Genomic DNA, 19,146 nt, shown 5'->3' with positions numbered 1-19,146 from the left:
CAGTAGACCAGTCGGTTTATGGCGCTGGTCTTGCGACCTCCCCTTTTCTCCTTGATTGAGACCTAAGTGATGAAAGATTTACCTGTGAAATATGCCCTGGCAGGGGCGTTGGGGCTATTGGTGATCATGCTGTTGGTGGTGGCGGCCCTCGGTATACGCGCAGAGAACAATGCCGTTGATAGCCTGATTGCGTTAGATGAAGTGGCAGCCCGCCAAGCAGCCGAAATCAACCGAGCCGAAATCAACCTGATGGAAATCAGGGTACGCCTCGAGAACTATCAAGAGTATCTCGATAATGGCGATGCGCTTCTGGCTGGGCAGGCGCTGACAACGGCACGAGACGAACTGGAGCTGGCCGATACCCGACTCGCGCAGTTCAGCTCTATCCAGGTGCCCGCCGATTCCCCTCGCGCCCCGCTCGTCGATTCGATCATCAGCGAATACGACCGGCTTATTAGCCCGACGTTTCGTGAAGATCTGGCGCGAGGCGACTACGCCTCTCTCATGACACATCGCATCCGGTTCAACGAACAGTTCGATATGCTCAGGCAGCACACGCGCCAGTTCAATGATCATGCACAAACCTTTGCCCAGGAAACGGCCTCCCAGGCGGTGGCTACCCGTAATCGCGACACCCTCATAAGCGGCGCCTTGATCGCCATTGCTCTGATCATCTACCTGTTGGTACAGCTTGGTGTCAACCGCCTGGTAGTCTCCCCTCTACAGCGGGCGGTAACGCTTTGCGAACACATCGCCAAGGGTGATCTGACCAGTGAAATCGAAGCCCGCGGGCGTAACGAGATCGGCCGGCTGTATAACGCCATGGGCAATATGCAGACCCAGCTACAGCAGATGATGGCCACCTTGGGGCAAAGCAGCCGCACCGTCGCGGCCAACTCCCAGGAGATTGCCAGCGGCAGCCAGGATCTTGCCTCGCGCACGGAGCAGCAGGCCGCCGCCATTCAGCAGACCGCGGCCAGCATGGACGAGATTTCCTCCATCGTCCGCCAGAACGCCGATACCGCGACCCAGGCGGAAAAGCTGACGGTGACCGCCGCGCAAAAGGCCGAACAGGGGCAAACCGAGGCCCAGCATTCAGGCGAGTGGATGCGCGATCTCGAGAAGGATTCCCAGAAGGTTCATGACATCGTTCAGGTCATCGACTCGATCGCCTTCCAGACCAATATTCTCGCGCTCAACGCGTCGGTCGAAGCCGCCCGCGCCGGCGAGCATGGCCGCGGCTTTGCGGTGGTGGCCAGCGAAGTCCGCTCTCTTGCCACCAAGACCTCCAATTCCTCGAAGGAAATCCGCACGATGATCGAGGATATTGCCCAGCGTATCGCCGAAGGCGCCAACCAGGCGATCCACAACGGCCAGAGCATGGGGGAAGTCAACAAGGCCATTCGTCATGTCACCGACATGATGCAGGAGCTGGCGCTGGCGGCCAAGGAACAGGAATCGGGTATCGCACAGATCAGTACCGCCATCGCGCAGATGGACTCCGCAACCCAGGAGAATGTCTCGCTGGTCGAGGCAACCAGCACGGCTTCCGCGTCCCTTGAAGACGAAGCCACGCGTCTGGCAGCCCTTGTAGGCACCTTCAAACTCTCCTCTGAAGAGCAGCCGACCCACAAAGCCCCCTCGATCAGGCCCAAGCCCACGCTCGCCCTCAGCAAGCCAGCGGCGCTCAAGAGCATGACCCCGGAACCTGAGTGGGAAGCGTTTTAACCGCCACCTTTACCGCCGGGCAGCCTGAGTTGCCCGGCTTTCGAGCGCTCTTTCTCTTATAGCCTCGATTTCCACACTCCAGATTCGCCTCAATCGCGCACTTTGATGTCACCGGCCATTCAGCTCACGCATAATTTCTGTCATCCATAACGTTTGTCTTCAAGTTCGTTGCCCCACCTGCCGATAACAAAACTAACGCAGGGCCCTGTCGGCTCACTGCGTTGGCCTCCCGTCTTTATTGCTCTTTTTGAGTGAGACCCCCAAGAAATGAAGAATCTATCCGTAAAGTATGCCCTGGCAGGGGCGTTGGGTTTGCTGGTGGTAATACTGCTGGTAGTGGCAGCGCTGGGCATACGGGCCGAGAATAAGGCCGTCAACAGTTTGACCGCACTCGACGAAGTGGCTGCCCGCCAGGTGGCTTATATCAACCGGACCGAGGTCAACTTGATGGACGTCAGGGTGCGCCTTGCGCGTTATCAAGAGTACACCCTCGCGGGTGACACCGCCGTGGCGGCCCAGACCCTCGAACTTGCCAGGGCCGCCCTGAGCAGGGCCCAGGATCGATTTGGCGAATTCACCTCGGTGCAGGTGCCGGCCGATTCGCCACGCGCCTCGCTGGCCGCTGCACTTTCCAGCGAGTATGAACGCCTGATCAGCCCGGCATTCGTCAGTGATATGGCGCGGGGCGATTACACATCGCTCGTAGCGCACCGTGACCGTCTCAATGAACAGTTCGATACGTTCACGCAGAACGTGCGCGACTTCAACAGCTACGCACAAACCTTTGCCCAGGAAACAGTTTCTCAGGCAATCGCCACCCGCAATCGCGATACCTTCATAAACGCCACCTTGATCGCCCTTGCCCTGATTGCATACCTGTTGGTACAGCTTGGGGTCAACCGTCTGGTGGTCTCCCCTCTACAGCGGGCGGTAGCACTTTGCGAACGCATCGCCAAGGGTGATCTGACCAGTGAAATCGAAGCCCGCGGGCGTAACGAGATCGGCCGGCTGTATAACGCCATGGGCAATATGCAGACCCAGCTACAGCAGATGATGGCCACCTTGGGGCAAAGCAGCCGCACCGTCGCGGCCAACTCCCAGGAGATCGCCAGCGGCAGCCAGGATCTTGCCTCGCGCACGGAGCAGCAGGCCGCCGCCATTCAGCAGACCGCGGCCAGCATGGACGAAATCTCCTCCATCGTTCGCCAGAATGCCGATACCGCGACCCAGGCGGAAAAGCTGACGGTGACCGCCGCGCAAAAGGCCGAGCAGGGGCAAACCGAGGCCCAGCATTCAGGCGAGTGGATGCGCGATCTCGAGAAGGACTCCCAGAAGGTTCATGACATCGTTCAGGTCATCGACTCGATCGCCTTCCAGACCAATATTCTCGCGCTCAACGCGTCGGTCGAAGCCGCCCGCGCCGGCGAGCATGGCCGCGGCTTTGCGGTGGTGGCCAGCGAAGTCCGCTCTCTTGCCACCAAGACCTCCAATTCCTCGAAGGAAATCCGCACGATGATCGAGGATATTGCCCAGCGTATCGCCGAAGGCGCCAACCAGGCGATCCACAACGGCCAGAGCATGGGGGAAGTCAACAAGGCCATTCGTCATGTCACCGACATGATGCAGGAGCTGGCGCTGGCGGCCAAGGAACAGGAATCGGGTATCGCACAGATCAGTACCGCCATCGCGCAGATGGACTCCGCAACCCAGGAGAATGTCTCGCTGGTCGAGGCGACCAGCACGGCTTCCGCGTCCCTTGAAGACGAAGCCACGCGTCTGGCGGAACTCGTTGGCACCTTCAAGCTGCCCCTGGGCGAGCAGACCACGACGCGTACAGCGCCTTTGTCCAAGCCCGCCCCCGCTCTGGCGCGCCGTCAACCAGCGGCGCTCAAGAGCACGAACCTTGAACCTGAGTGGGAAGCGTTTTAATCGCGCCTTCACCGCCGGGCAGCAGACACTGCCCGGCTTTCAACCCACGGCGTCTCGTTCCCGCTTTACGGGGCAACAAGGCCTGGGAACTTTCGCACTCGATGCCCCCTGCGATTATCCACATGCAAAAGGCCAGAAAACGAGGTATTTTTCGACGCCCCGATAATCGTGGGCACGCCTTCCATTTCGCCTATTTCACCGTGGCCGATCATGTTCTTCCCTACTGACGGGCTTTCCCGCCTATCGCTGCGTTCGCGCTTTACCATTCTCATTGCCGTTCTGGTATTTACCACCACCCTTTTGCTTGGTTGGGTCGCCTCGCGTGAATCCGCCCGGCAAATGGAGGTTGAAATTGGCAGTTCGGCGGCAGAAGCGGCCTACCAGATGACGGACAAGCTCGACCGCAGCATGAATGCGCGTATCAAGGAGGTTCGGCTTTTGCTTGCCATTCAATCGCTTGGCAGCGCCCCGGACAAGAATGTGCTGCAAAGACAGATGGAGCGCTTGCAGGACACCTATAACGTCGTCTCCTGGATCGGCCTGACCGACCCGGAAGGTGTCGTCACGGCGGCCACCGATGGCATTCTGGAGGGCGCCTCCCTTGCCAATCGCCCCGTTTTTACCGAAGGACGACACGGATTCTGGGTAGGGGATGTCCACGAAGCCGTACTGCTGGCCAGCCTGCTGCCCAGCCCCAGTGGCGAAGCCCTTAAATTCGTCGATATCGCCACCCCGGTTTACCACCGGGATGGTCACTTTCAGGGCGTGCTTGCCGTTCATCTGAGCTGGCAGTGGGCAGAATACATCCAGCGTTCGATGCTGACCCCAGGCCAAGAGCAAAGCGGCATGGACATGTTACTGCTGGCCGCCGACAACACGGTGCTTCTGGGCCCGCAAGACCTGTTGGGCAAGACGCTCGGATCAATGAGACACATGCCCCGCCCCAGCGATACGCAGCCACGCTGGGCCGTGGAGGCCTGGCCCGACGGGGAGCGTTACGTTACCGGCTACGCACGCAGTGAGGGCTTTGAGGAATTTACCGGTCTTGGCTGGCTGGCCATCAGCCGCCAGCCCGTCAGTACGGCCTTTGCCACGGTCGAGCGTCTTCAGCATGCGATCATGAGCATCGGCATGCTGCTCGCATTGGTATTTGCCGTTCTGGGCTGGTGGCTTGCATCGAGCCTGGTCGCCCCGCTAGCCCGACTGGCAAAGGCGGCCGACAATATTCAGGATGGTACAGGGGCCGAGTCCATTGCCCTGGAATGCAGTGCTCCCGAACTCGAACGCCTTTCCACTTCCCTGCGCAACATGGTGGGCAGGCTGTCCGATCAGCGCCAGACGATCAGCCGGCTCAAGGATCTTGCCAACACCGACCCGCTCACCGGCCTTCCCAATCGCGCTTTTCTCGATCACTACCTGCAGCTTGCCGTTCCCGAAGCGCAAAGACAGCAACAGAGCATGATCGTCTTCTTTATCGACTTGGATGGTTTCAAGCAGGTAAACGACGGGCTGGGCCATCACGCGGGCGATCTGTTGCTGATCGAAATTACCCAGCGGCTGAAAAACACTCTCAGAAGCGGCGATATCGTTGCGCGACTGGGCGGCGACGAGTTCGTCATGGTGTTGAAAACTCAGCCCCACTCCCTGGAAATGCTCACACATGAGGTAAGCCAGCGTTTGCTGACGGCCATCTCCCAGCCGATCACACTGACCCAGGGTCAGCATGCGACGGTGGGATGCAGCCTGGGCGCGGCCTGGTGGCCTCACCACGACCAGCATATGGGAACCGTGCTGCAACTGGCCGACAGCGCTCTGTACGAGGCGAAAGACCGCGGCAAGCACCGGTTGGTGATTCACGGCCCTAGCGTTTAGCGTCGACTTCCAGACAGTGCTGCAGTTGCGCCTCGGCGGCCTCGCTCCCCATGGCGTTCAAAAGAGCGATATTACGCTCGGGGATCGCCGAGGTATCGCCGTAGAACGCGATCGCTTTCTCGACACTCTCTTCACGCAGAACGTGCACCATGGCGTAGGGAGAGCGATTGGTATAATTGGACGCCTCCGATGGGTCAGTATCAGCAAAGCAGTAGTCCGGATGAAAGCTTGCCAACTGAAAGACGCCTTCGAAGCCAAGCTCCTCGACCAGGCTTTCGGCAAGCTCCAGAAAATCCAGGTAGTGTTCAAATCCTTTGAAGAGTGTGGGCAGTACCAGCAGCGTCGTCTCGACTTCGGCATGGGCGCTCAGCCATTCGAGTTCCGCGGCCAGCTCCTCCAGAGCCACCTCGACTTTTTTAGAGCGTACCGCCTGAACGCGCACCCGCTCGCGGTCAAGCTCACGCTTGGCGAAGGGGCAGATATCGTGCTCGACGATAAAACCTTGCACCCAGGCCAAGGTGTGTTTTACCACTTCGTCATCAGTGACTGCCATCCTGTCCTCTTTGGAGTCGTTGCAAGCGTTAGTCATTACAAGCGCTAGTCATTACAGGTTTTCAGCGCTGCAAGATCGTTCATGCAAGGCTACGTATGCTGCTGATAGTGCGCCAGTGCCACATCAAAAGATTTTTGAATATGATCGTCCATCAACGCTCGCCCGGCCTCCACATCGCGCTGCAAGGCACGTTCGACCAGCTCGTGGTGCTGGTCGTCCAGAGTCTGGCGTATCAAGGGCGGGTTGGGACCTAGACGGCGATAGCGGTCGAACTGGTCGTGGAGCTGTTCGATAAAGCGTATCAGCCAAACCGATCCGCAAGGCGCCACCAGGGTGCGATGAAACTGGGTATGAAGCTGCTCCCAGACATCGCCTTTGTCCAGGGTCTTGTCCGCGCGCTTGAGCCGATGCGCGGCGGCCAGCAGATCCGCCTCCCACTGGGCATCGCCATTTTGGATAGCGCGCTCGAACGCCATGCCTTCAAGCTCCAGACGAAGGTGGGATATATCCTCGAGCTCTTCCTGACTTAGCCTGGGAACACTGAAGCCCCGCTGATTCTCCTGAACCAGCAGCCCGTAAGCGGCGAGCTTGTTAAGCGCTTCGCGCAAGGGGCTCAACCCCACCTGATAGCGCTCTTTCAATGCATTGATCGCGAGCTTTTCACCGGCGGTGAATTGCCCTCGCACCAGGTCCTTGCGTAGCGTTTCATAAATGCGGCTCGACGACGTACCGCTTTGCGTCTCGCTTACGTTACTCATGATGACGTCCTTAGCACGGAGTGCCTACATTAACCCATACCTTCCGGTCAGCGCTGCGTAGTGTTGACGCTTACGCGCTTGGCTTATATTCTATTCTAAAAATAATCGATTTTTTTACAAAAATGCGATCAACCTTTTCCAAAACCGATTCCTGCCTCTTTTCGCAACGAATAACGGGGCGATCAAAACGAGCGATACTTTCATGAAGCTACCGGCACTATTCTGGGCGTTTTTCCGCGTCGGCATTTTTGGGTTTGGTGGCGGACCGTCGATGATTCCCCTGGTGCACGCCGAAGTGGTCAAGCGCCACACGTGGCTCACCGACGAAGAGTTCGCCGATATCCTGGCGATCGGCAATACGCTGCCCGGCCCCATTGCCACCAAGATGCCGGGGTACATCGGCTATCGTGTGGGGGGGGTTGCCGGCTGTATCACGGCGCTTTTGGCCGTTACGGGCCCGATGATCGTCGCCATGATCGTGATGCTGGGTGTTTTCAGTCGCTATCGCGATGTTGCCTGGATTCGCGGCATGGGCCAAGCCGTGATTCCCGTGGTGATGGTGATGATGGGCCAGTTGACTTGGGACTTTCTGGAAAAATCCAAGGCGTCGCTGGGCTGGCTGACCAGTATCGTGATCGCCCTGGTGGCCGGCGGGCTGATCTACTGGCTGGGCGTGCACCCGGGCATCATCATCGGCGCCATTCTGGCAGCTGCGCTATTGACACCCAAGCGTAAAAAACCTGTGGAGACGTCCGCATGATCTACTGGGAGCTGTTTCTGGCCTTCTTCATTCCCAACATCATCGGCTACGGCGGCGGCCCGGCGATCATTCCCCTTCTAGAGGCGGAGGTGGTCGGCCGCTACGGCTGGATGACCTCGCAAGGTTTCGCCGAGACGCTCGCCCTGGGTAACGCCCTGCCAAGCCCGATTGCCACCAAGATGGCCGGCTACATCGGCTATGAAGTCGCCGGCGCCCTGGGCGCGTTTATCGCCGTACTGGCGACCGTCGTGCCCTCGCTCCTGCTGATGCTCGGCGCGCTGGGCATTCTCTATCGTCATCGGGAATCACCCCAGGTCAAGCGCATGAGCCAATGGGTACGCCCGGTTATCGCTATAATGATGGCGTGGCTGACGCTGAGCTTCTTCCTGGAAGGCGTTGAAAGCGCCGGCATCATCCATACCTTGCTGATCGGCGCCGCGGCTACTGTGGCGCTGGTCTGGCTGAAGATTCATCCGGCGTTTGTCGTCATCGGCGCCCTCATCTACGGAGCCACCCTGCTAGGCTGACGTTTCACTCACCAATAAAAAAACAATTGGACGCACGCGCTCACGACCTGGCTGCTTCGGCAGCCACTACACGCACCACCTCAATCATAAAGGTGTATAAAAATGACGCGCTTCACTTTTTCCCCAAGAACTGCCCTCACCGCCGTTGGCCTGGCCTCCGGCCTCGCTTTCGGCTCGCTGGCCCAGGCCGATTATCCCGAGCAGGATATTCGCCTGATCATTCCCTACGGGCCGGGCGGCGCGACCGACATCATCTTTCGTCTGGTTTCCCAGCAAGCCGAGCAGCACCTGGGTCAAGCGATCGTGCCGGTCAACATGGCCGGCGCCGGTGCCACGCTTGGCTCGCGCAATGTCAAGGACGCCAGGCCTGACGGTTACACGCTGCTGGGTAGCCACGACACGATCGCGCTGTCCCATCTCGCCGGCATGGTGGACTATTCCTACGACGCCTTCGAGCCCATTGCACTTCTTACCCAGACCATCAACATTCCCACCACCTACGCCGGCCATGAAGTGCAAAGCGCCGACGAAATTGCCGACTACGTCAGCGAACACCCCGGCCAGGTGCGCTTCAGCATGATTCCAAGCTCGACCGACCACTTCTTCTGGGCCCAGTTTTTCCAGAAGGCAGGGATCGACATGGCCGATGTTCGCCTGGTGGGCTACCCCGACACCGGCGAGCAGGTCTCGGCACTGATGGCCCGTGAAGTGGACTTTGCCATGTTCAACCTTCCCTCCGGCGGCGCCTTCTATGAAGACGGCTCGTTTCGTGCGCTAGGCATTGCCCACCCGGAGCGACTGGATGGCATGCCCGAGGTGCCCACCCTGCGCGAACAGGGCATCGAGATGGATCACTCCACCAGCCGCGGCATTTTCGCCCCGAAAGGCACCCCTCAGGACATCATTGACGAAGTAGCCCAGGCCTACGGCCAGGCACTTGAAGACGAAGAACTCCAGGCGCGCATAGAAAACGAGTTCGGCTCGATCGTGCGGTACTTGGCCGGTGAAGAGTATCAGGCGTTCTTGGCTGACAATCAGCAGGCACTTGCTGAAGCCGCTGAAACTATCGACTTTCAGAACTGACGCCCCCGCGACTTCATGAGCTGACGCCTCCGGGATGAGCCTGGAGGCTACTGGAGACATTCAAGATGCTGACGCTAACGAAAGATCGGGCCCTGGCCCTGGCTCTTTTGCTGCTGGTGGCCGTCATGTGGGTGGAGTCGGGCTCCATTCGCCCGCCCACGTCCTGGCAGCCCTACGGCTCCGCGCTGTTCCCCCGCATATTACTGGTCACGATCGGCGTGCTGTCGCTTCTGGTACTGGCACGCTCCTTCATTACCCGCCAGACGGTGGCGTCGCCTTTCATGCGCCGCACCCGGACCTGGTTCATCGAGCGCAAGACCATCCTCGCCCTGTTTCTCCTTTTCGGCCTTTATGCCGCCCTGCTTCCCCTGGTGGGCTACACCGTGGCAACGACCGGCTTCTTGATCGCGTCCCAGGCGCTGCTGCTGGGGATCGATACCAGGCGCAAATGGGTGATCAATCTGAGTATCAGCGTGGTACTGGCCGCGTCGTTATACGTCATTTTTCGCTACGGGCTTAACGTCTGGCTGCCCTAACGGTGAGGTGTTTCCCATGACCAACTTTTTTCTTCAGGCGCTGGCCGAAGTCGGCAGCCCTTCCGTACTGGGCTTGATCGTCATCGGTGTGCTGTTCGGTATCGTCGGTGGCAGCATTCCCGGCTTTACCGTGACCATGGCCATCCTGGTGGTATTTCCGTTCACCTTCGCCATGGATCCGGTCAGCGGCGTTTCGCTGATGGTGGGCGTATTCGTGGGCGGCTATTCCGGTGGCATTGTCTCGGGGGTCATGCTCGGTATTCCGGGCACCCCTTCCTCCATCACCACGGTGTACGACGGTTATCCCATGGCGCAGCGGGGCGAACCCGGCCGCGCGCTGGGCATCGGTATCGTGGCATCGTTTCTGGGCACGATCATCAGCGTGGCAGTACTGGTCTTTTTCGGCCCGCTGATTGCAAGCTTCAGCATGAATTTCCGACCCTGGGAAATCACGGCGCTGATCGTGTTTGCACTGACTCTGGTGGCAGGGCTTTCCAACGGCGCACTCTTGAAGGGGCTTCTGGCCGCGGCTATCGGGCTTTTGATCACTACCGTCGGGTATGACCGCAACAGTAACCTGCGCTTTGATTTCGGCCTGCAGGCGCTGGGGTCGGGCTTTGAAATCCTGCCGGTGATGATCGGCGTGTTCGCGTTCTCGCAGCTTCTGGGCAACATCGAAAAACTGCGAGATACACAAGGCGAAGCGCAGAAGATAAATACCAACGTCACCATTCCCTACAAGCTTATTCTGAAGGATATGGGGGCACAAAAGCTCAATACCCTGCGTTCTTCGCTGATCGGCAGCCTGATCGGGGCCCTGCCCGGCACCGGCGGCACGGTGGCCAACTTTGTCAGCTACGACCAGGCCAAGAAGTTTTCCCGCCACCCCGAGGAGTTCGGCAAGGGGACTCCCAGCGGCATCGTGGCCTCGGAAGCCTCCAACAGCGCCGTGGCGGGCGGGGCCTTTGTACCCACCCTGGCGCTGGGTATTCCGGGCGATCTCCCCATGGCCATCATGATGGGGGTATTGATTCTGCACGGTATCACCCCGGGGCCTTTGATGTTCGAGCAGAATCCGATTCTGGTCGGAGCGATCTATGTCAGCTTGCTCGTCGGCGCCATTATCATGGTGCTGTGCAACCTGCTCCTGATGCGCTGGTTCGCCAAGATATCGCTGATCCCCCAGCAGGTCCTGGTGCCCGTGGTGTTGATGCTCTGCGCCATCGGCGCCTACGCGCTGAACAACAATCTCTTCGATATCTGGGTGCTGTTCATCTTCGGCGTGGTGGGTTATCTGCTCTGGAAGGCGGAGGTCCCCTTGACGCCGCTGATACTCGGCGTAGTGCTGGGCAATAATCTGGAGCGCCAGCTTTTCCGCGCGCTGGAACTCGATGCGAACTGGCTCACCTTTCTGACCCGCCCGCTTTCAGCGCTGTTTCTGGCCCTGGCAGCAATCTCCATCGTGTTCTCGCTCTATCAAGACCGCAAGGTCCGGCGTGCAAGGCAAACCGTAGCGGCGTCCGGCGACTAAGACAGCCTTCCTTACTTTCTACCGACAGGATTTCATCATGCAACACGATGCACTGTACTACCCCAGCGCCTCGCGCCGAATGACCACCTTCGCCACGCGCGGCATGGTGGCCACGTCCCAACCGCTGGCCGCTCAGGTGGGTATCCGTATTCTGCAGCAAGGGGGGAATGCCATTGACGCCGCCATTGCCACCGCCGCCGCTCTCACCGTGGTCGAGCCGACCTCCAACGGTATTGGCAGTGACGCCTTTGCCATCGTCTGGGTGGACGGCAAGCTCCATGGGCTTAACGCCAGCGGCCAGGCGCCGCAGACAGCCACCATCGAGGCGATGAAGGCGCTGGGTCATGACGCAATACCCAACCACGGCATGCTGCCGGTCACCATTCCCGGCGCACCCGCCGCCTGGGCAGCGCTTTCCGAACGCTTTGGCAAGCTGGCCTTTGCCGAGCTTCTGGTGCCGGCCATTGCTCTTGCCGACGAAGGCTTTGCGGTCACGCCGGTCATTCACCAGATGTGGGAAGAGGCGTTTCACAACTACAGCGCCTATGATGACGCAGCCTTCAAACCCTGGTTTGAAACCTTCGCCCCCAAGGGCCATGCCCCCGCCCCGGGCGAGGTATGGTCGTCGCCAGACCACGCGAAAAGTCTGAAAGCGATTGCCGACACGAAAGCCCACGCGTTCTACAGTGGCGAGCTTGCCGATCGGATCGACGCGTTCTCCCGAGAACATGGCGGCTTTTTGCGTAAAGAGGACCTGGCCGGCTACGCCCCGGAATGGGTCGACCCGATCAGCGTGCGCTATCAAGGGCACGACATCTGGGAGATTCCACCCAACGGCAGCGGCCTGATCGTGCTTCAGGCTCTGGGCATGCTGGACAAGCTCGATAGCGCCAAAGGCGATATCGTCGAGACGTTGCACCGGCGCATTGAAGCCACCAAGCTTGCCTACGTGGATGGCTTCAAGCACCTGACCGAACGCGATGCCATGAAGCCCACCACCGAGGAGCTTCTGAGCGATGCGTACCTGACGGAGCGCGCCGCCCTCATTGGTGAGCAGGCCCTCGACCCGGTGCACGGCAATCCGCTTCAGGGCGGTACGGTCTATCTGGCCACCGCCGACAGTGACGGCAACATGGTGTCGTTCATCCAAAGCAACTTCAAGGGCTTCGGGTCGGGCATGGTGGTACCGGGCACGGGTATCAGCCTGCAAAACCGCGGCTGGTCGTTCTCGCTGGACCCGAAGCACACCAACGCGCTGGCACCGGGAAAACGCACCTATCACACCATCATTCCGGGGTTCATCACCAAGGATAATCAGGCCATCGGCCCCTTTGGCGTGATGGGCGGCTATATGCAGCCCCAGGGCCATGTCCAGGTGGTGACCGGCCTGTTGAACGATGGGCTCAACGCCCAGGCGGCGCTGGATATGCCGCGCTGGAAATGGACCAGTGGCAGAACCATCGAAGTCGAAGCCGATTTTCCCAACCATCTGGCCCTGGCACTGGCCCGGCGCGGTCACAAGATCGTCAAGGTCGCCGATTCGCTCAGCTTCGGACGTGGGCAGGTGATTTTGCGTGACTCTGAATCCGGCGTACTGCAGGGCGGCACCGAGCCGCGTACTGACGGGGCCGTGTTGCCGCTTTAAAGCCTATTGATGCGCCATCGGGCCATCTTCGATACCGTTTATGCAGGAGATGGCTTGGTGGTCGCGGTCAAAGCGTTGCATCATGGCGCTTTGACACGCGCTCAAGGTAGCCTCCTTTCATGTCCTTGTTTCGACTCTCCTCCCCCATTACCGGCTTTTTCAGCGTGTTCCGCTATAGCCGACGCGCCTTGGCACTGGTATGGGGCACCTCGCGCTGGATGATGCTGGGATTGGCGCTTTGTACCCTGGTGGCAGGGGTATTACCGGCGCTGGCGGCCTGGGTGGGCCAGTTGATCGTGGACGGCGTGGTCGGCGCCATGCAGGCCTACGAGAACGCGGAAGAGCCGGTGCTCTTCATCATTATCGCCCCGGTGCTTCAACTGGTGGCGCTCGAGGCACTGATCATCGCGCTGATCGCCCTGGCACAGCGCGGGCTTGCCGCTCAGCAATCCCTTTTACGGGCGATGCTGGGCCAGAAGGTGAACGTCCTGATTCTCGAGAAGGCCGGCACGCTGTCATTGGGACAGTTCGAGGATTCCGAGCTTTACGACAAACTCACCCGGGCCCGGCGGGAGGCTTCCACCCGGCCACTGGCACTGGTCACCAAGACCTTCGGATTCATTCAGAACGCAATATCGCTTGCCAGTTTCAGCGTGCTGCTCATTCAGTTTTCCCCCTGGGCATTGATGATCCTGGCCGTGGGCGCCGTGCCGGTATTCATCTCGGAGGCAAAATTCTCCGGAGACGCGTTTCGCCTGTTCCGACGCCGTTCGCCGGAAACCCGCATGCAAAGCTATCTGGAAACCGTACTGGCCCGGGAAGACAGCATCAAGGAGGTCAAGCTCTTCGGCCTGGAGCCACTGTTTCTGGGCCGGTACCGAGCCATTTTCTCGCGCCTGTTTGCTGAAGACCGCCTGCTGACCTTGAAGCGCGAAGGCTGGGGGTTCGTGCTGGGCTTGCTGGGCACGCTCACTTTTTACATCGCCTATGGCTGGGTGGTGCTCGAAACCATTGTCGGCGCGCTTACCCTGGGCCAGATGACCATGTACCTGATGGTATTCAAGCAGGGCCAGACGGCGCTTTCCGCCATACTTACCGCCGTCAGCGGCATGTACGAGGACAATCTCTACCTGTCCAATCTGTATGATTATCTTGAACACCCCACCGAGCAGGAAGGCGGAGCGCTCACCCAAGGCGCGGTGCCGGGCGATGGCCTGCGCTTTGAGGATGTAAGCTTTGCCTATCCGGGCGGGCGCCAGGCACTGACGCACATCTCGCTGCATCTGGCACCGGGGCACAGCCTCGCACTAGTGGGTGAAAACGGCTCGGGCAAGACGACGCTCATCAAGCTCTTGACCCGACTCTATCAACCGACCCAGGGACGCATTCTGCTGGATGGCAGCGATCTGCGCGACTGGGATGCGGCCACGCTCAGAAAGCGAGTGGGGGTGATCTTTCAGGACTTCGTGCGCTACCAGCTTCCGGTGGGCGAGAACCTGGGCGTGGGTGACACCCAGGCGTTTGGCGATCAAGCCCGCTGGCAGCAGGCAGCGCATTTCGGCCTGGCGGATCACTTTATCGAACAGATGCCAAAGGGCTACCATACCCAGCTCGGACGCTGGTTCAAGGATGGTCAGGAACTTTCCGGCGGGCAGTGGCAGAAGATTGCGCTTTCAAGAGCCTACATGCGCGAAGACGCCGATATTCTGGTGCTCGACGAACCCACCGCCGCCATGGACGCTGCCGCCGAAGCAGACGTGTTCGCCCGCTTTCGCGAGCATAGCCGCGACAAGATGACGATTCTGATCTCGCATCGCTTTTCCACCGTGCGCAGCGCCGGGCTGATTCTGGTCATCGATCAGGGACGGATCATCGAACAAGGCGGCCACGATGAGTTATTGGCGGCCAACGGACGCTATGCGCATCTTTTTTACCTTCAGGCAGAGGGTTATAAATAAAGATGCATTCTCGATACAGTTGTTTAATAATTTATAAATTGTAAAAACAGTCGTTTGAAAGTTGAAAACATGGCTGTTTTCGACCGTGATGCCTTCTCTCTTTGAGTCAGCGTTTGCGCAGCCGGGGTCAAAACGGCGCCGAACCGAGCCCTAAGACTGAGGGGGGCGGCATTCTGATACACTTTGCTTTGACGCTTGGGGCCCGTCGCGAAGGGGCGTGTACCAAGTGCAAGCTTCTCCTGGAGGCTTTTCAAGGATAAGTTCTTAAAGGAAACGGCATGCCTTCCCGTGCGTTGGTAATTGATGACGATATAGATGTTCAGCTATTGAGCAAGATGCTGCTCCAGCAGCACGGCTACCTCGTTGAGACCTCAGGCAGTCTTGGGGAACTGGCACGCAAGCCTTCCCTGCTGAATGCAGAGCTTATCCTGCTCGACCTGGGGCTTGGCGAGTTTACCGGACTGGATATTCTTGACTACCTTCACGACCTAAGGCTCAACACCGCCATTTTGCTGATCAGCGGTAGCTCGTCGGATAGCGTTACACACGCCATCGAGACAGGTCGGTCGAAGGGGCTGCAGATGCTGGGGTTTCTGCCCAAGGCTGAGTTTCTTACCGGTCTTTCGGCTTTTCTGGCGCCTCTCAAGAAACTGCCGAAAGCGCCCACCTCTTCGGAGCTGGCGGTCGCCATCGAGTCCGGGGAGCTTTTTCTGGTCTACCAGCCCAAACTGGACTTGCAGCGCGGTGACATCATCGGTGTCGAGGCTCTCGTTCGCTGGCAGCATCCCGAGCGAGGGCTGCTTTTCCCCGGCAGCTTTATTCCGCTGGCAGAGCAGCATGATCTCATGGGGCCATTAACCTGGCAGGTGCTCGAACTCGCGCTTGCTCAGCAAGCCCTATGGCAGGCCAAAGGCTGGTCACTGAATATCGCCGTCAATATCTCGGCGGATTTCGTCAAGACAGAGGGCGTCGTCGAGGCCTTCGATCAACTGACCCAACGGTACAAGACGGGCAACCAGCACCTGACGCTGGAGCTGACGGAATCGGTGGGAATCGAATGTCTGGGGTATGCGCGTCATGTACTGGAAGCGCTGCGCGACCGGGGCTGTCAACTCGCGCTGGATGATTTCGGCACGGGATATTCATCGCTGGTTCAGCTCTATCGGCTGCCTTTCGGCGAGCTGAAGGTGGATCGCAGCTTCGTCTCGTCGATGGATGAGGACGACGCGGCGCGCGCCATCACTCTCTCCGTGATCGATCTGGGCAAGCGAATGGGGCTTGACGTGGTGGCGGAAGGTATCGAAACCCAAGCGCAGCTGGATCTTCTCGTCGAGGCTGGGTGCACCCTGGGCCAAGGCTACTTTATTGCCCGACCGCTCACCGTGGCGGCGTTTGATATGTGGTTTGGCCAGCAAGGCGTCAACGCCTCGGCTCAAGCGTCCAGCATGTCCTCCTGCTCCAACGCCTTTTGAGTAGCCCTTTTCAAGTCCGCCAACCGCGCTAGGCCACTTTTCAACGCCTCAGTGGGCGCCTTCAGTGCCAGGGCCTCCATACGGCTTGCCCACTCGGCAATGGCCGTACAGCCCAGCGACGAGGCGGCCCCCTTGAGTGAATGCACTTCCTGGTGAAACGCCTGCCGACGGCCGTTTTCAAGCTGGTCCATCAAGCGCTCCTCTCGCTCGGCGAGACGGTCCAGAAACCTCGCCAACAAGTTGTTCAACGCCGCGGCCTCGAAGGTCTCCTTGAGTTCCCTGCAGGTAGGCAGATCCACCACGACGTTCTCAGGCGATGACGTTTCGGCTTGGTCAGGCGTCGACACCTCATCAAGTGGAGCCCTTGTCATCTCGTCGCTTGAGGCTTTCAAAAGATGACGGCACAGGGTCTGACAAAGCTCACAGCGGGTGAACGGCTTGTGAATCATGTCGTCCATCCCGCTTTGCATACAGCGAGTGCGATGCTCCGGCATGACATTGGCCGTCATCGCCACGATGGGAAGGTAGGCAAGGCGATGCTGGCGTTCGTGACTGCGCCACTGACGGGCGGTCTCCAATCCGTCGAGCACCGGCATCTGCATGTCCATGAGCACCAGATCGATATCGTCGCGCTTGTGCTTCAAGAGCGCGAGTGCCGCCTCGCCGTTATCGGCAAGGCTGACCCGCTGCCCCAGGCGCTTGAGCATCTCCTTGGCCACCGTTTGATTCAAGGCGTTATCCTCTACCACCAGAATATGCTGATTGGCCGCCAGATGCGGCTGGCTGTTCTGGGTGGTGTACTCTACAGGCGCCTCGATGGCAGGCAGCGGTACCGTCAGCCAGAAGCGACTCCCCACTCCCTCTACGCTGTTGACGCCGATTTCTCCGTGCATCGACTCGACCAGGCGCTTGCAGATCGCAAGGCCCAGACCGGAGCCCTCGTGGCGCCGGGAAATGGAGGTGTCCACCTGGGAAAAGGGAGAGAACAGCAGAGCTTGATTTTGATCGCTGATACCACAACCGGTATCACGCACTTCAAAGCGGATAAACCCCTCTCTTGTCAGCGTGACGGAGCACTTGACGAAGCCTTCCTCGGTAAACTTCAAGGCGTTGTTGATCAGATTCATCAGGATTTGCCTGAGCCGCGCCCTGTCCCCCTCTACATGGTGAGGCACCTCGTCAGCCAGCGCATAGTCAAAGGCGACCGCCCGGGACTGTGACTGTATGGCATAGCCCGAACCGAGCTCATCGATACACTGGCGTAGATCGAACGGCTGAATGTTGAGATCCAGATACCCCGATTCGATCTTGGTATAATCCAGGATATCGTTGATGGCACAGCGCAAGCTTTCGGCGCTTCGCTTGATGGCCATCAGGTAGTCCGTCGCGGCGGACGTCTTCACTTCTTCGCTGAGCAGGTCGGCCATCCCGACGATACCGTTGAGCGGGGTGCGTATCTCGTGGCTGACGATCGCCATGAACTCCGACTTGGCGCGGCTTGCCGTTTCCGCCTTTTGCGCTGTGACGTTGAGCTCGCGGCTCTGCTTCTCGAGCGCTTGCGCCTTGTCCAGGTTGGAGCGTCCCTCCACTATGAGGGCGCGGACCAGCGAGCCCCCCGAGATCATCAACAGCGTGATCAGCACAAGCACCAACCCGTAGAGCCGGGTCAGTGCTTCACGTTCTTCCGTGCGGGTTCGCGCCACATTCGCGTTGGTTTCCACCAGGATGGCGGCAGTCAGCGTCTGAAGCACGTTCACGCTGTCGCGCAGGGTAGCGACAAACCCCGGGGTCAGCGTCGCCAGGTTGCTCCACAAGTCTTCGACCATCGCCTCCAGGTCGACAAGAGACGCTTGAGACATCTGGACCAGCGCATGAAGACTTTCTATCTGGGCGATTTCTCTACCGAGATCCCCCTTTAGCAAAAGCGCCTGGCGGCTAAAGAGAATTTCAAGACGTAACAGCAGATCGTCATGGGAGGGCGCGTTCGCCAGCAGCTGCAGGCGAAGCTCGCGCACTTCTCTGTCGAACTGATAGGTGGACCAGAGCATGCTCTCCAGCAAGCGGTTTTCCAGGGCTTGCTGGCGATAGTAGATCACGCCACCGGTCGCGATCGCCGAAAAGAAGAAAAGGATGGCCGACAAGGTGGCAATGCCAGCGCCGCGATAAAAATAGCGTTTCCAGCCTGATAGCATCAGACACTGCCCCTGCGTCTGGTTACTCGATAGTGATGTGGTTGACCTGCCACACCGAACGCGAGAGCGTCACTTCATTTAAAAGCGCTGGAGCATCATCGAAGGGGTAAATCACGAACAAGGGGCCCTGGTCACGAATGCGCAACGTCTCGCCATCAGCGCTCATGGCGAAGATCACGTCGTAGTCATAGACATCGCTTAGGGGGATCGTCGCCGCATAGTCGTTCAATGCCGAAACCCGCACCTGCTCGCCTTCGCTGTCAGCGGCCTCAAGCACCGTTCGAATCAAAGGCCCCTGAAACCGCACCTGGCCATCGTGCCAGGGCGTGCGCGTCAACGTCTCGTGCTGCGCCAGCGCTTCCAGCATGGCGCGATCGAAATGCGCCTCGTCACCCACATTGACGTTTTGCACGTTGCCGGAAACGGTCAGAATAACGCGGTCCTGCGGTGCCTTGAGCGGGTCGGCCTGCAGCGGTGTCAGCAAAAAGGCCGCCACCAGGGCGACCATGTAGCGCATAACTGGTAAGCTTTCGGTCAAAGTATAGTTGACCTTCAAGGTATAGTTGACTTTCAAAGTATAGCTGCCTTTCAAGGTATGATGG

General features: G+C 59.3%; 15 protein-coding genes. 11 read left to right on the top strand and 4 right to left on the bottom strand.

Annotated elements, in window-relative coordinates; genetic code table 11:
• The first annotated feature begins 69 nt into the window (after nt 1–69).
• The 3 genes from ACWF8S_RS03925 (at nt 70) to ACWF8S_RS03915 (ending at nt 5,529) form a co-directional block, all read left to right on the top strand.
• Nucleotides 70–1,728, top strand: a complete 1,659-nt coding sequence (locus ACWF8S_RS03925) for a methyl-accepting chemotaxis protein (protein WP_447555531.1) — start codon at nt 70–72, stop codon at nt 1,726–1,728.
• 267 nt (nt 1,729–1,995) lie between these two features.
• Nucleotides 1,996–3,657: a methyl-accepting chemotaxis protein gene (locus ACWF8S_RS03920; RefSeq protein WP_447555530.1), complete on the top strand. Its 1,662-nt coding sequence runs from the start codon at nt 1,996–1,998 to the stop codon at nt 3,655–3,657.
• A gap of 210 nt (nt 3,658–3,867) precedes the next feature.
• Nucleotides 3,868–5,529, top strand: a complete 1,662-nt coding sequence (locus ACWF8S_RS03915) for a sensor domain-containing diguanylate cyclase (protein WP_447555529.1) — start codon at nt 3,868–3,870, stop codon at nt 5,527–5,529.
• Here the strand turns inward: ACWF8S_RS03915 and ACWF8S_RS03910 are convergent.
• A complete protein-coding gene (locus ACWF8S_RS03910; RefSeq protein ID WP_447555528.1) occupies nt 5,519–6,082 on the bottom strand; it encodes a DUF1415 domain-containing protein in 564 nt (187 codons plus the stop codon). The genes ACWF8S_RS03915 and ACWF8S_RS03910 overlap by 11 nt on opposite strands.
• A gap of 89 nt (nt 6,083–6,171) precedes the next feature.
• On the bottom strand, nt 6,172–6,840 hold the full coding sequence (locus ACWF8S_RS03905; RefSeq protein WP_447555527.1) for a GntR family transcriptional regulator: 669 nt from the start codon (nt 6,838–6,840) through the stop codon (nt 6,172–6,174).
• 202 nt (nt 6,841–7,042) lie between these two features.
• Between ACWF8S_RS03905 and ACWF8S_RS03900 the strand changes: the two genes are divergently transcribed.
• The 8 genes from ACWF8S_RS03900 (at nt 7,043) to ACWF8S_RS03865 (ending at nt 16,352) form a co-directional block, all read left to right on the top strand.
• A complete protein-coding gene (locus ACWF8S_RS03900) occupies nt 7,043–7,600 on the top strand; it encodes a chromate transporter (protein WP_447555526.1) in 558 nt (185 codons plus the stop codon).
• Nucleotides 7,597–8,127, top strand: coding sequence for a chromate transporter (locus tag ACWF8S_RS03895; protein ID WP_447555525.1), 531 nt, complete (start codon nt 7,597–7,599; stop codon nt 8,125–8,127). The genes ACWF8S_RS03900 and ACWF8S_RS03895 overlap by 4 nt, the downstream gene beginning before the upstream one ends.
• Nucleotides 8,128–8,229: 102 nt before the next feature.
• Nucleotides 8,230–9,210, top strand: a complete 981-nt coding sequence (locus tag ACWF8S_RS03890; RefSeq protein WP_447555524.1) for a Bug family tripartite tricarboxylate transporter substrate binding protein — start codon at nt 8,230–8,232, stop codon at nt 9,208–9,210.
• Between the two features lie 65 nt (nt 9,211–9,275).
• Nucleotides 9,276–9,746: a tripartite tricarboxylate transporter TctB family protein gene (locus ACWF8S_RS03885; RefSeq protein ID WP_447555523.1), complete on the top strand. Its 471-nt coding sequence runs from the start codon at nt 9,276–9,278 to the stop codon at nt 9,744–9,746.
• A gap of 16 nt (nt 9,747–9,762) precedes the next feature.
• Nucleotides 9,763–11,277: a tripartite tricarboxylate transporter permease gene (locus tag ACWF8S_RS03880; RefSeq protein ID WP_447555522.1), complete on the top strand. Its 1,515-nt coding sequence runs from the start codon at nt 9,763–9,765 to the stop codon at nt 11,275–11,277.
• Nucleotides 11,278–11,314: 37 nt separating this feature from the next.
• Nucleotides 11,315–12,922, top strand: a complete 1,608-nt coding sequence (locus ACWF8S_RS03875; protein WP_447555520.1) for a gamma-glutamyltransferase family protein — start codon at nt 11,315–11,317, stop codon at nt 12,920–12,922.
• A 119-nt stretch (nt 12,923–13,041) separates the two neighbouring features.
• Entirely contained in the window at nt 13,042–14,880 is a 1,839-nt protein-coding gene (locus ACWF8S_RS03870; protein ID WP_447555518.1) for an ABC transporter ATP-binding protein, read from the top strand.
• Between the two features lie 278 nt (nt 14,881–15,158).
• Complete coding sequence (locus ACWF8S_RS03865) at nt 15,159–16,352, top strand: EAL domain-containing protein (protein ID WP_447555517.1); 1,194 nt, start codon at nt 15,159–15,161, stop codon at nt 16,350–16,352.
• Here ACWF8S_RS03865 and ACWF8S_RS03860 read toward each other — a convergent pair.
• Both ACWF8S_RS03860 and ACWF8S_RS03855 read right to left on the bottom strand, forming a co-directional pair.
• Nucleotides 16,313–18,544 (bottom strand): ATP-binding protein, encoded by a 2,232-nt coding sequence (locus tag ACWF8S_RS03860; RefSeq protein ID WP_447555516.1) that lies wholly within the window; start codon nt 18,542–18,544, stop codon nt 16,313–16,315. The two genes, ACWF8S_RS03865 and ACWF8S_RS03860, sit on opposite strands and share 40 nt — an antisense overlap.
• A gap of 22 nt (nt 18,545–18,566) precedes the next feature.
• A complete protein-coding gene (locus ACWF8S_RS03855) occupies nt 18,567–19,061 on the bottom strand; it encodes a molybdopterin-dependent oxidoreductase (protein WP_447555515.1) in 495 nt (164 codons plus the stop codon).
• Nucleotides 19,062–19,146: the final 85 nt, after the last annotated feature.

It is taken from the genome of Vreelandella xerophytica (genome assembly GCF_968048975.1).
Note: the sequence above shows the minus strand (reverse complement) of the source record. Positions and strands in the feature narration are given on the sequence as shown.